Source organism: Pseudomonas sp. HMSC065H01 (assembly GCF_001815235.1).
GTDB classification, from domain to species: domain Bacteria; phylum Pseudomonadota; class Gammaproteobacteria; order Pseudomonadales; family Pseudomonadaceae; genus Pseudomonas; species Pseudomonas aeruginosa.
Genome location: NZ_KV819831.1, coordinates 1 through 11,917 on the forward strand (window position 1 = coordinate 1; position 11,917 = coordinate 11,917).

Below are 11,917 nucleotides of genomic sequence, written 5' to 3' on the forward strand. Positions count from 1 at the left end.
GCTAGCTATCGCCAAAAAAATCGCATGGTGATATTCGCGGTGGAGATCAACTTCTTTACCTATAGAGGACTTACGCACGCCTGGACCATGGCGATACCGGTCTGCTGCCGGTCTCGGCTTTCCGCTGCGCTCCATCTGGAGCATGGGGCGATCCTGCGGGCATTCGTGGAGTGCCGCAGCCAGCGTCATGACGTGGCTGTAGCGCGATGAAGGCGGGGTGTGATGCCTGGCATTCGGCGAATTGTCTCACAGGTCCGCCTGCCGTTGCATGACAGCGTACGCCGAAGCGGTTTTTCCCGCTGCCCGGCAGGTGGTAGAGTCCCGTCTTCCGCTCATCCGCAAAGGACTCCCCGATGAAGCCCGCTGTTCTCCCCGCGTTGTTGGTTCTGTCGCTGCTGGGCGGTTGCGGGGATTCATCGTCGGACGGAAAGGCCGCTTCCGGGCCGCTGGCGTTGCACTGCGGAGACTTCGGCAAACTCGAGGTGATCGACGGTTTCGCCAGTCTAAAGCTGCCCGACGGCAGCAGCGTCCAGTCGCTGGGCGGCGATGTCCGCAGCCTCGCCGATGGCCAGGCGCTGAGCGCGATTTCCTATAGCGACGGTTCGGTCCTGTACCGCCAGGCGGGCGACACGCCCGGCTACCTGTACACGCCGGCCAAAGGCCAGCGGCAGGCCTGCGAGACGCGCTGAACGATCCCGCCGGAGGGAATGCCCATGCCCGGTGCCGCCGATATTGTCCGTCATCACGACAGCGACCCGCTGGAAAATCCCTGGGTCGACGGCCAGCCGCCAAGCGCGGCGAGCAACGGGTGGCGGACTACAACCGGCGCAAGGAGCCGCTGATCCGCGCCATCTCCGCGCGGGTTTTCGCGGCCGCCGGGTTGATCTGAGCCACGCAGGCGCAGGCCGGCTGTCGCATCGCTCGTCGAGCCGCTAGAATCCCGCTCCCCATTCCCCGCAAGGCCCGCCAGCATGCCGCATCTCGTCATCGAAGCCACTGCCAACCTCCGCCTCGAAACGTCCCCCGGCGAACTGCTGGAGCAGGCCAATGCCGCGCTGTTTGCTTCCGGGCAATTCGGCGAGGCGGACATCAAGTCGCGCTTCGTCACCCTGGAGGCCTACCGGCAGGGAACCGCGGCGGTCGAGCGCGCCTACCTGCATGCCTGCCTGTCGATCCTCGACGGGCGCGACGCGGCGACCCGCCAGGCGCTGGGCGAGTCGCTCTGCGAGGTGCTCGCCGGAGCGGTGGCGGGCGGCGGCGAGGAGGGCGTGCAGGTCAGCGTCGAAGTGCGCGAGATGGAGCGCGCCAGCTACGCCAAGCGCGTCGTCGCCCGGCAGCGCTGAGAGACTGGCGCGCGCCTGGCTCAGATCCAGGCGTTCAGCGTCGCGCGGGCCTGCGTCGGGTCCTCTTGCCGTCCCGGCGCCTGGCCGTTCTGCATGGCGATCATCTCGCGCATGCGTTCGCCGATGCCTTTCTCCACCTGTTCGCGTTTCTCCGGCGGCATCGCGTCCAGTTCCTCCTCGGTCAGGCCGAGGCTCTTCAGGACCTGCTCGCGCATCCGCTCGGCAGGCGATTTCTGCATGTACTCCTTGAACTCGTCATAGGCCGACTTGCCTTCGCTGGCGCCGGCAGGGGCATTCGCCTGGTTCTGCTTCAGTGTCAGGTTCAGCTTCGCAAAACCCTCGTCCATGGCCTGGCGGGCGGACTCCGCGGCGGGATCGACGGCCTCGTTGCGCAATGGCGTGCCGAGGGCGGGGCGCGCTTTCAGCAGATCGCCGTTGCCGATCTCGGTGTTGGCTTGCCGCTGGTTGTTCAGGTAACGCGCAGACCAGCCGGAAAGGCTGGCGGGACCTATGCTGTTCATGACCTGCTTCCATGGAAATGAATGACCGCCGCTCCGTCGCAAGGGCCGTGCCAGGTCGCCGAACCCCGCGCCAGAGGGCTCGGCGCATGGCGCAGGGCGGGGCGGAGGCAAGCGCTTGCCGCGAACGGCAACGGCGTTCCGCGGTTAGAATGTCCGACTTGTGCAGCAGGTTGCGAAGAGAGCCATGACCGACACTCCCGACGATCGAACCGGAGATGCTTCCGGTCTGTCGAAGCGCCAGGCATTCCATCGGCAGCACCGGCAACGGGCGGAGGAAGAGGCGCGGCGCCTGCTCGACGCCCGCGCCGAACAGGGCGGCCGCTGGCTGGACTGGGTCGCGGGCCAGCTCTACCTCCTGCGTCCGCCGGAATACGCGGCCATGGTGCGTCGCGAACTGCAGCGCCTGAGCGGCGACTGAAGCTGGCGAATTTGTCAGCGCGGATTGCAGTTTCGCCAGGAAACCCATGCCACTGGTAAGGTGGCGATCCCAGAAGATCAGAGGAGGCGGTATGCCTTTGAAGCAGTTTTCCAGTGCACTCGTTCTCGCGGCCCTGCTCGCCGGTTGCAGCAGCAACGGCGACGGCCCGTCCACCGAAGGCGCCAGCGTAGCCACCGGCAGCGCCAGCGCGCCCGCGGCCACCCCGGTAGCGGACGGCCGTTGCGACGCCAATGCGGTGCAGGCCTATGTCGGCAAGCAGGCTTCCGCGGCCATCGTCGAGGAGGCCCGCCGCGCCGCCGGAGCGGAAGTCGCCCGGGCGCTGCGCCCGCACGATGCGGTGACCATGGACTACAACCCGCGCCGGCTGAACATCGATGTCGACGACACGCTGGTGATCAAGCGCCTGTCCTGCGGCTGACCGCCCAGCCCCGAATACGAAGAAGCCCCGCATCGCGGGGCTTTCTCTTGGCCGTTCGACGAGGCCTCAGATGGCGGTACTGCGTAGGGCGGCGTTGGACTGGCTGACGGCGGTTTGCGGTTTTTCCTCGAGAATTGCCTGACGCTTGGCCTGGTATTCCTCGAACGACAGGCTGCGCCGGGCCAGGTCCTCCAGCGCCAGTTGCCTGACCTCGTCGCTGCTGTACGGGCGAGAGGGGTTGTAGTCGCTGGCGCAGCCGGCGAGGGCGAGGGAGAACAACAGTACGCTGATGAGTGCCTTGGCCATGACCGGCTCCTGGATTCGCTTTCCTGGGGGAATGGTCGAAAGGCTAACAACCGCGCCGCTGCGCTAGAAATCATCCTGCTCGATAGTGCTTATTCGTTCGGCTGAACGCGGGAAGAAGCGCTGCCGGCGGCGGCAGGCGCCAGCCGGGCCGTGGGGTGGACGACGCGATTGGCGCCGCCCGCCGGCATGTCCCGCGCTCGGCCGGGAGAACAAGCGGCAGGCCGCTGGGGCCTGCTCAGGCGGCGACTTGCGCAGGCTTGCCCAGCAGGCGGTCGACCAGGCTGCAGGCGGCGAGAGTGGCGACCGAGGGGATCAACCAGGCCAGGCCCTGTTCGGCCAGCGGCAGGTGCAGCAGCCATTGCGGGAAGTCCTGGCCCAGGCCCGCCGCCTTCAGGGCATCGAGCACGCCGAACGCCAGGGAAACCAGCATCACCGGGGCGAGGATGCGCGTCGCCGAATGCCAGAGGCCGATGCAGAAGCTCAGAGCCACCAGCACGATGCACGGCGGATAGATCGCGGTGAGCACCGGGATCGAGACCTGGATCAGCTTGGTCAGGCCGAGGTTGGAAACGATGAAGGAGAACCCTGCCAGGATGATCACCAGGCTGCGGTAGGACAGCGGCAGGCGCTGGCAGAAGTACTCGGCGCAGGCGCAGGTCAGGCCGACCGCGGTGACCAGGCAGGCCAGCGCGATAAGTCCCGCCAGGAACGAGCTGCCGAGGCTGCCGAAGGTATGTTGCACGTAGGCATGCAGGACCGCCGCGCCGTTGCTGGCGTCGGCGGCGATGGCATGGCTGCCGGCGCCGAGGCGGAACAGGCTGACGTAGACCAGCACCAGGCCGACACCGGCGATCAGCCCGGCGACGATGGCATAGCGGGTGATCAGCCGCGGCGACTGCACGCCGCGGGAACGGATGGCGTTGACGATGACGATGCCGAAGACCAGCGCGGCGAGGGTGTCCATGGTCAGGTAGCCGTTGACGAAACCCTGGGAGAACGCGGCCTGGGTGTACTCCGGCTGGGCCGTGCCAATCGGGCCGGCGGGCCAGAGGAAGGCGGCGACGCCGAGAATCGCCAGGGCGAGGATCTTCAGCGGGGCGAGGAAGCGTCCGACGGTGTCCAGCAGGCGACCGGGGTAGAGGGAGATGGCCAGGGCGAGGAGGAAGTACGCCAGGCTGTAGACGAACAGCGCCGTGCCGCTCTCGCCGAGCAGCGGCACCACGCCGACCTCGAAGGACACCGTGGCGGTGCGCGGAATGGCGAACAGCGGGCCGACCGCCAGGTAGCAGACCGCCGCCAGCAGGCCGCCGGCATACCTGCCGATCGGATGGCTGAGGGCGTCGACCGAACCGCCGACCTTGGCCAGGGCGATCACGGTGATCACCGGCAGCCCCACCGCGGTGATCAGGAAGCCCAGCGCCGCCAGCCACACATGGGGGCCGGACTGCAAGCCGACGATGGGCGGGAAGATGATGTTGCCGGCCCCGACGAACAGGGCAAAGGTCATAAAACCAAGCGCCAGGATGTCCCGGCCTTTCAAAGCGTTCATGCTGGAGAGGTACCGCGCTGCTCGAGGAAATTCACAGAAGGGTTTCCCGGGGGGTAGGGGAAACGGCACTCATCTGGATGGGACGAGCAGGGGAGGCGGCCGCTGTCCTTGTGGGAGCCGGGCCGGAAACTTGGCATGCTAACGAAAATGCCGGGGTCGCGGGATAGACATTGGTCTGGCTGTCCTTTTGTTGAAAAACGACGTCGCAATCAGAACAGTCCGTAGGCGCCAGCGCCGGAGCGCTCCGCGCTCCTTGCCGCTTGCTGTCTTCCGCCTGCGTCGGCGGCGCCATGCGGGGGGTATGCCGGCGAACCCGGAAAACGCCCGGAAAGCTTCCCGCGAACTTTTTGCAATCCGGCTGAAAGCCCCGGAACACAAGGGCTGCGGCGCTTCTGAAGGGTTACGTTTTCTGTAGGTATTCTTCACGAAAGATTGACGGATCGCCGAGCAGACTGCCGCCGTCGTCGAGTGCTGCCAGGGGCAACGCTGCGCACGGCAACCCGGAAGTCAGTGAAGATCCGTGCCCATGTCGAAAGCCCGCGCCGTCCGTCCCGAACTGCTGACCCTGCTGGTCAGCCTCGCCTTCCTGCTGTTCTACAACCTGCCGCTGTGGCAACGCCTGCTGGCGATCACCCCGGCGGGCTGGCAGGGCCTCGGCATGATGCTGGCGGTCGGCCTGATGATCGCCGCGATCTTCAACCTGGCGCTGACCCTGCTGGCGTTCCGCTGGCTGCTCAAGCCGGCGCTGACCCTGCTGATCCTGGCGGCCGCCGGTACCACCTACTTCATGACCCAGTACGGCGTGCTGATGGACGTCGGCATGCTGCGCAACGTCATGCAGACCAACCCGGCCGAGGTCGCCGACCTGCTTTCGCCGAAGCTCGCCGTCTACCTGGCGTTGCTTGGCGCGCTGCCGGTCTGGCTGCTGTGGCGCACGCCGGTGCGCTACCGGCCGTGGCCACGCGAGCTGCTGAGCAAGCTGCTGGTGGCGCTCGCCTGCCTGGCCCTGCTCGCCGGGGTGGCGCTGGCCAATTACCAGGGGCTGTCCTCGCTGTTCCGCAACAACAAGGAACTGCGCCTGCAGGTCACCCCGAGCAACCTGGTCGGCGCCGCCATCGGCTACGCCAAGGGCCAGGCCCAGGCCGCCAGCCAGACACTCCGGCCGATCGCCGTCGATGCCCGGCGCGCCGACCTGTGGCAGGGCCATGCGCGCAAGTCGCTGACCGTGCTGGTGGTGGGCGAGAGCGCGCGGGCACAGAACTTCGGCCTCAACGGCTACGCTCGCGAGACCAACCCGCGGCTGAAGGCCGAGGAGGGCCTGATCAACTTCTCCAATGTGCACTCCTGCGGTACCGAGACCGCGGTGTCGGTGCCCTGCATGTTCTCCAACCTGGGCCGCGCGGACTACAGCGACGCTCGCGCGCGCACCCAGGAAGGCCTTCTCGATGTGTTGCAGCGCGCAGGCCTGCGGGTCCTGTGGCGGGACAACCAGTCCGGCTGCAAGGGCACCTGCGACCGCGTCGCCTTCCAGGACCTGAGCGAGAGCAAGGATCCGGCCCTGTGCGCCGGCGGCGAGTGTCATGACGAGATCCTCCTGCGCGACTTGCAGGCCTTCATCGACGGGCTGCAACAGGACACCGTGCTGGTCCTGCACCAGATGGGCAGCCACGGCCCGGCCTACTTCAAGCGTTATCCCAGGGAGTACGAGAAGTTTACCCCGGTCTGCGCCAGCAACGACTTCAGCGCCTGCTCGCGGGACAGCATCATCAACGGCTACGACAACACCCTGCTGTACACCGACCACGTGCTGGCCAGCCTGATCGACCTGCTGCGCAAGAACGAAGAGCGCATCGATACCGGCATGCTCTACCTCTCCGACCATGGCGAGTCGCTCGGCGAGTACAACCTCTACCTGCATGGCACGCCTTACCTGCTGGCGCCGGACCAGCAGAAGCACGTCGGCATGCTGGCCTGGTTCTCGCCCGGCTACCAGAGCGCCTTCGGCCTCGACAGTGGCTGCCTGCGCCAGCGCAGCAACGAGGAGCTGTCCCAGGACAACCTGTTCCACTCGATGCTCGGCCTGCTGGAAGTGCGCACCGGCGCCTACGATCCCGGCCTCGACCTGTTCGCCCCGTGCCGTGCGCCCGAGGTCCTGCAGGCGCTCAAGGCCGACGGCGGACGGGCGCTGTACTCCGAGGAAGCGTCTGGCCAGGAGCCGCCGGCTTCCTGATACGACCCGGCGAAAGGACTATTTCCTTCGCCTCGCGGAAGGGTAAGGTTCAGCCTCGGAACCCGCGAGGACGCCCATGGATCGCCACGCCCAACACCACCCCAGGAGCCGCGCCTGCGTGCTGCCCAACGGCCTGCGCCTGCACCTGGCGCATGATCCGGCGGCATCGCGCGCCGCTGCCTGGCTGCGGGTGGCGGCGGGCAGCCACGACGAGCCGAGCGCGCATCCCGGCCTGGCCCACTTCCTCGAGCACCTGTCGTTTCTCGGCGGCGCGGCGTTTCCCGGCGACGAGCGCCTGATGCCGTGGTTGCAGGTGCGCGGCGGCCAGGTCAACGCCAGCACCCGGGGCAGGACCACCGACTATTTCTTCGAGGTGACGGCGGAGCACCTTGGCGCCGGTCTGGCACGGCTGATCGACATGCTCGCCCGCCCCTTGCTGGACATCGATGCGCAACGGCGCGAGCGCGAAGTACTCGAGGCCGAATACCTGGCGCGCTCGGCCGACGAGCAGACCCTGATCGACGCAGCGCTGGCCCTCGGCCTGCCCGCCGGACACCCCCTGCGGCGTTTCGCTGCCGGGCGCCGCGACAGCCTGGCCCTGGAGAACGATGCGTTCCAGCGGGCCCTGCGCGAATTCCATGCCGCCCACTATCACGCCGGCAATTGCCAGCTATGGCTGCAAGGGCCGCAGGCACTGGACGAGCTGGAGAGGCTGGCGCAGCGTGCCTGCGCCGACCTGCCGGGGCGCGCGCCAGGCGCGAGTCCGCCGCCGCCGCCGTTGCTGCCCTTCGCCGGCGAAGCGCTGGCGCTGCGCCTGCCGGGACCGCCGCGGCTGGTGCTGGGCTTTGCCCTCGACGCTTTGCGGGAGGCCGACGAACAGACCCTGCAGGCGTTCGCCGAATTGCTCGGCGATCGCTCGCCGGGCGGGTTGCTGGCAGCACTCGGCGAACAGGGCCTGGGCGAATCGGCGGCGCTGCGGGTGGTTCACCGGGATGCGCGGCAGGCGCTCCTGGCGTTGACCTTCGAACTGTTCGACGGCAGCGCGGCGGCGGCGCTGGAGGCGGCCTTTTTCGACTGGCTGGGCGCCCTGCGCGACGATGCCGCCAGCCTGCTGGCGGCGCGCCGGCCGTTGCTGGCGGAGCCCACTGCACCGCTGGAGCGACTACGCCAGCGCGTTCTTGGCCTGCCAGCGGAGATTCGCCCGGCCTGCCTGGACGCGCTGCGCGCCGACCGTTGCCTGCGGCTGCACCTGGACAGCGAACTCGACGGCGCCGAAGCGCGCTGGTCGGCGGGCTTCCGCCTGAGTGTGGCGCCGGTTGCCGCAGCGCCGCCGCTGACCGCGCAGCGGCATGCCTGGCGCTTCGAACTGCCGTTGCCGCCCAGTGCCGCCGCCGAGGGCGCGCTGTTCCTGCGCTGGCGCTTTCCCGGCGTGCCCGTACGGTCACGCTTTCTGGCGCTGCGCCAGGCGTTGCGTCCGCTGTGCGGCCAGGCACGCCTGGGGGGTGTGGAGATGGGCCTGGAGGCGCTCGGCGAGGACTGGTCGCTGAGCCTGCTCGGTCCGCGCGATCGCCTCGAGGCCGCCGTGCGCCCGGCCCTGGCCCGGCTCCTCGCGGCGCCGCCCGACTGGCGCGCGAGCGGCGAGCGTCTGTCCTCCGCCGAGCGGCGCCGCAGCGCCACTGCCCTGCCGATCCGGCAATTGCTGGACGCCTTGCCCGGCGTATTCGGCGAGCCGCTGGCGGAGGTCGACGACTGGCGGCGGACGCGCTGGGACGCCTTGGTCATGCAGGCCGCGATGCCAGATCCCCGATGGATGCCCGGCCAGGCTGCCGGCGAGCGCCTGGAGCCTCTGCCGCCGAGGCCCGGACGGCATCGCCGCGAACTGGCCATGGACGGCGAGTCGGCGTTGCTGCTGTTCTGTCCGCTGCCCACGCAGGAGGTGCCGATGGAGGCGGCCTGGCGCTTGCTGGCGCGCCTGCACGAACCGGCCTTCCAGCGGCGCCTGCGCGACGAGCTGCAACTGGGCTACGCGTTGTTCTGCGGCTTCCGCGAGGTCGGCGCCCGGCGCGGCCTGCTGTTCGCCGCGCAATCTCCGCGTGCCTGCCCGGAACGCTTGCTGGAGCATATGGAGACCTTCCTCCAGCGCTCCGTCGAGGCGCTCGCGCAACTGCCGGCGCGACGCCTGGCCGGCCTGCGCGAAGCCCTCGCCGACGACCTGCGCCGAGCGCCGGGTAGCTTCGCCGAGCGAGCACGGCGCGCCTGGGCGGAGCACCTTGGCGGTGGCGCCGGTCGCTCCCGGCTGCTCGCCGAGGCCGCCCTCGGCCTGAGCGGCGACGACCTGCTCGCGGCCCAGGCCCGGTTGCTGGAGGCGCGCGGCGGCTGGTGGGTGCTTTCCAGCCGGCGCTGAAGCGAGCCACGCGGTAACTCGACGACAGCCTTGCCGGCGTCACTGCGGCGTTAGGTCGAAAGCCGCGCTGCTTCGGTGGCGCTCCCGCCGCGACCAAGGTTGCGCTACCGCCGGAGGAGCGCTGCCCGCGCCTTGCGCAGCGGCACCCACGCCCACCATGAAGAAGCGTCGAAGCAGGCCCAAGGAAGCGTATGGCAGGGCTTTCCCGGTTTCGATAATCGGCTCCGCCACGACCGGCCCGGTCGTTTCACCTCGCGGAGTGCGCCATGAACAAGAACAACACCGCCGTTCGCCGAATCCTGCCGCTGACCCTGGCCTCGCTGGGTGCCCTGGGCGGCCTGCAACCGGCCGCCGCCGATATCCTGCTGTACGACAAGGACGAGACCACATTTTCCACCGACGGCTACTTCAATGCCTTCTACGTCAACAGCGACGTCGACCGCCAGGGCGAGACCTACGATCGCCGCCAGTCGCGGGTGAAGATGGGATTCCTGCCGAACTACATCGGCTTCAACTTCGGCAGGAAGGTCGACGAGCTGAGCCTCGGTGGTCGCGCTTCCTTCTGGGTGACCATCAACGACAGCGAGACCGACGGCACCGATACCGCCATCGACGTCCGTCAGTTCTATGGCACGGTCGCCGGCGACTGGGGCGAGGTGCTGATCGGCAAGGACTTCGGCCTGTTCTCGCGCTCGAACATCTTCCTCGACGAACTGCTGGCCGGTTTCGGCAACCCCAGCGACACCCTCGGCCTGGTGGACGGCAAGGGCGTCTCCTTCGGCAACATCGGCACCGGCTATCCGTATCCGTTCCCCACCTCGCAGATCACCTACCGCAACAACAACCTGCTGCCCGGCCTGCGCATCGCCGTGGGCATCCTCGACCCGATCGACTCCAACCAGATCGACAAAGATGCCAGCGACGGCCTCGACGACAAGGCCTACCAGGACAACCCGCGCTACGAGAGCGAGGTCAGCTACCAGTTCGACCTGGCCGGGGCGCAGGTCTACAGCTGGATCAACGGCGGCTACCAGACTTCGAAGAACACCAGCGACAGCGTCGACAGCGTGACTTCCAAGGGGGTCGGCTATGGCTTGCAGGTGAAGATGGGCGGCTTCTCCGTGACCGGTTCGGGGTTCACCGCCAAGGGCATCAATCCCTTCTTCACCAACAACGCCGGCGAAGCCGCGCTGCGCGAGGTGGACAGCCGCGGCGCATTGCTGCAGGGCTCGTATTCATGGGGCAAGAACCGCCTGGCGCTGTCCTACGGCAAGACCGTCGACGACGGCAACGGCCTGGGTTCCGCGGCCGACTACGAGAGTCGCGGCATCGCCTATTTCCGCACGATCAACGACAACCTCAAGCTGGTCGCCGAGCTGAACCGCTACCGGATCGACGGGCGCGACGGTAACGCGCTCGACGAGGACACCGACACCGTGGCCCTCGGCGCCGTACTGAACTGGTGATACCGCTACTTTCGAAGGACCCCGCCGCGACCCAAGTAGGATAGGGGCCGCGGCGGCGCCCTTCGTAGAATGCTGGCGAGGCGGAACGACGGGGGAGCGGGCATGTACGAAGGGCAGGGGGAAGGGGTCTGCAGGGGCATGTCCAGCGCGCGCGACGTCGAAGTGGTGGCCCAGGACCTGGCGCGCCAGCTTATCCATCCGCACCTGGGCTTCGTGCTGTTCTTCTGTTCCGCGGAATACGACCTGCCGGCCCTTGCCGAGATGCTCGAACGCTACTTCGGCGGCATCGACCTGGTCGGCTGCACCACAGCCGGCGAGATCACTCCGGCGGGCTACGGGCGCGGCTGCGTCAGCGCGGTGGGCTTCGACGTGCGCAGCTTCGCCATCAGCAGCGCGCTGATCGACGAAATGGAGCGCTTCAGCCTGCTGGACGCGCAGCAGATGGTCGAGACCCTGGTGGCCGGCTGTCGCCGCGGCGGCCTGGCGCCGATCAAGGACCACAGCTTCGCCCTGACCTTGCTCGACGGCCTGTCCAGCCGCGAAGAGGTGGTGCTCGCCGCGCTTGGCGCGGCGCTCGGCGCGATCCCGCATTTCGGTGGCTCGGCCGGCGACGACCGGCACCTGACCCACACCCATGTCTACCACCAGGGCCAGTTCCATACCGGGGCGGCAGTGGTGGTGCTGGTCAACACCTGGCTGGACTTCGAGGTCTTCACCACCCATCACGTGGTGCCGCGCGCCGAAAAGTTGGTGGTGACCCGCGCCGACAGCGGCAGCCGGCGGGTCCACGAACTCAACGCCGAGCCGGCGGCGCTGGAATACGCCCGGCTGGTCGGGGTGGCACCGCAGGCGCTGGATTTCGCCCTGTTCTCTGCGCATCCGCTGGCGGTGCGGGTCGACGAACGCTATTACGTGCGCTCGATCCAGCAGGCCAACGAGGACCTGAGCCTGACGTTCTACTGTGCGGTGGAGAACGGCATCGTTCTCACCGCGATGAGCACCGGCCCGCTGTTGCCCAACCTGGAGGCGCAGTTCCGCCGCCTCCACGAGCGCCTCGGACCGCCGTTGCTGACCATCGGTTGCGACTGCTTCCTGCGGCGCCTGGAGCTGGAGGTCGGCGGTGACACGCAAGCTACCGCCGCGTTTCTCCGCAGCCAGCAGGTGATCGGCTTCAACACCTACGGAGAGCAATTCAATGGCATGCATATCAACCAGACCTTCACCGGGGTCGCCATTGGCCG

At 68.2% G+C, this 11,917-nt stretch carries 11 protein-coding genes; 8 read left to right on the forward strand and 3 right to left on the reverse strand.

Going from position 1 to position 11,917, the window contains the following annotated elements; genetic code table 11:
* The first annotated feature begins 353 nt into the window (after nt 1-353).
* Both HMPREF3014_RS01920 and HMPREF3014_RS01925 read left to right on the forward strand, forming a co-directional pair.
* Complete coding sequence (locus HMPREF3014_RS01920; protein ID WP_003119150.1) at nt 354-689, forward strand: hypothetical protein; 336 nt, start codon at nt 354-356, stop codon at nt 687-689.
* A 282-nt stretch (nt 690-971) separates the two neighbouring features.
* On the forward strand, nt 972-1,343 hold the full coding sequence (locus tag HMPREF3014_RS01925) for a 5-carboxymethyl-2-hydroxymuconate Delta-isomerase (protein ID WP_003088488.1): 372 nt from the start codon (nt 972-974) through the stop codon (nt 1,341-1,343).
* Between the two features lie 20 nt (nt 1,344-1,363).
* Here the strand turns inward: HMPREF3014_RS01925 and HMPREF3014_RS01930 are convergent, their stop codons facing one another.
* Nucleotides 1,364-1,864 (reverse strand): hypothetical protein, encoded by a 501-nt coding sequence (locus tag HMPREF3014_RS01930; RefSeq protein WP_003160131.1) that lies wholly within the window; start codon nt 1,862-1,864, stop codon nt 1,364-1,366.
* A 184-nt stretch (nt 1,865-2,048) separates the two neighbouring features.
* On the opposite strand from HMPREF3014_RS01930, the gene HMPREF3014_RS01935 reads away from it, so the two are divergent.
* Together HMPREF3014_RS01935 and HMPREF3014_RS01940 are read left to right on the forward strand one after the other, a co-directional pair.
* Entirely contained in the window at nt 2,049-2,282 is a 234-nt protein-coding gene (locus tag HMPREF3014_RS01935) for a hypothetical protein (RefSeq protein ID WP_003111311.1), read from the forward strand.
* Nucleotides 2,283-2,373: 91 nt separating this feature from the next.
* Nucleotides 2,374-2,721: an I78 family peptidase inhibitor gene (locus tag HMPREF3014_RS01940; RefSeq protein ID WP_023084339.1), complete on the forward strand. Its 348-nt coding sequence runs from the start codon at nt 2,374-2,376 to the stop codon at nt 2,719-2,721.
* Nucleotides 2,722-2,787: 66 nt separating this feature from the next.
* On the opposite strand, the gene HMPREF3014_RS01945 is transcribed toward HMPREF3014_RS01940, so the two are convergent.
* Nucleotides 2,788-3,027 (reverse strand): hypothetical protein, encoded by a 240-nt coding sequence (locus HMPREF3014_RS01945; RefSeq protein WP_003088496.1) that lies wholly within the window; start codon nt 3,025-3,027, stop codon nt 2,788-2,790.
* 235 nt (nt 3,028-3,262) lie between these two features.
* Complete coding sequence (gene brnQ / locus HMPREF3014_RS01950) at nt 3,263-4,576, reverse strand: branched-chain amino acid transport system II carrier protein (RefSeq protein ID WP_003113469.1); 1,314 nt, start codon at nt 4,574-4,576, stop codon at nt 3,263-3,265.
* A 526-nt stretch (nt 4,577-5,102) separates the two neighbouring features.
* Between brnQ and HMPREF3014_RS01955 the strand changes: the two genes are divergently transcribed.
* The 4 genes from HMPREF3014_RS01955 to nosP form a co-directional block, all read left to right on the forward strand.
* Nucleotides 5,103-6,806: a phosphoethanolamine transferase gene (locus HMPREF3014_RS01955; protein WP_017002455.1), complete on the forward strand. Its 1,704-nt coding sequence runs from the start codon at nt 5,103-5,105 to the stop codon at nt 6,804-6,806.
* A 76-nt stretch (nt 6,807-6,882) separates the two neighbouring features.
* A complete protein-coding gene (gene pqqF / locus HMPREF3014_RS01960) occupies nt 6,883-9,210 on the forward strand; it encodes a pyrroloquinoline quinone biosynthesis protein PqqF (RefSeq protein WP_044305223.1) in 2,328 nt (775 codons plus the stop codon).
* Between the two features lie 266 nt (nt 9,211-9,476).
* Nucleotides 9,477-10,676 (forward strand): porin, encoded by a 1,200-nt coding sequence (locus HMPREF3014_RS01965; RefSeq protein ID WP_023087557.1) that lies wholly within the window; start codon nt 9,477-9,479, stop codon nt 10,674-10,676.
* Nucleotides 10,677-10,778: 102 nt separating this feature from the next.
* A partial coding sequence (nosP, locus tag HMPREF3014_RS01970; protein WP_070753817.1) for a nitric oxide-sensing protein NosP occupies nt 10,779-11,917 on the forward strand: 1,139 nt, incomplete at its 3' end.

Bases quoted from the DNA above. Each gene is read 5' to 3' on its own strand.
- HMPREF3014_RS01920 (WP_003119150.1), top strand. From the start codon at position 354: ATGAAGCCCGCTGTTCTCCCCGCGTTGTTGGTTCTGTCGCTGCTGGGC.
- HMPREF3014_RS01945 (WP_003088496.1), bottom strand. From the start codon at position 3,027: ATGGCCAAGGCACTCATCAGCGTACTGTTGTTCTCCCTCGCCCTCGCC.
- HMPREF3014_RS01935 (WP_003111311.1), top strand. From the start codon at position 2,049: ATGACCGACACTCCCGACGATCGAACCGGAGATGCTTCCGGTCTGTCG.
- HMPREF3014_RS01965 (WP_023087557.1), top strand. From the start codon at position 9,477: ATGAACAAGAACAACACCGCCGTTCGCCGAATCCTGCCGCTGACCCTG.
- pqqF (WP_044305223.1), top strand. From the start codon at position 6,883: ATGGATCGCCACGCCCAACACCACCCCAGGAGCCGCGCCTGCGTGCTG.
- HMPREF3014_RS01955 (WP_017002455.1), top strand. From the start codon at position 5,103: ATGTCGAAAGCCCGCGCCGTCCGTCCCGAACTGCTGACCCTGCTGGTC.
- HMPREF3014_RS01925 (WP_003088488.1), top strand. From the start codon at position 972: ATGCCGCATCTCGTCATCGAAGCCACTGCCAACCTCCGCCTCGAAACG.
- HMPREF3014_RS01940 (WP_023084339.1), top strand. From the start codon at position 2,374: ATGCCTTTGAAGCAGTTTTCCAGTGCACTCGTTCTCGCGGCCCTGCTC.
- HMPREF3014_RS01930 (WP_003160131.1), bottom strand. From the start codon at position 1,864: ATGAACAGCATAGGTCCCGCCAGCCTTTCCGGCTGGTCTGCGCGTTAC.
- brnQ (WP_003113469.1), bottom strand. From the start codon at position 4,576: ATGAACGCTTTGAAAGGCCGGGACATCCTGGCGCTTGGTTTTATGACC.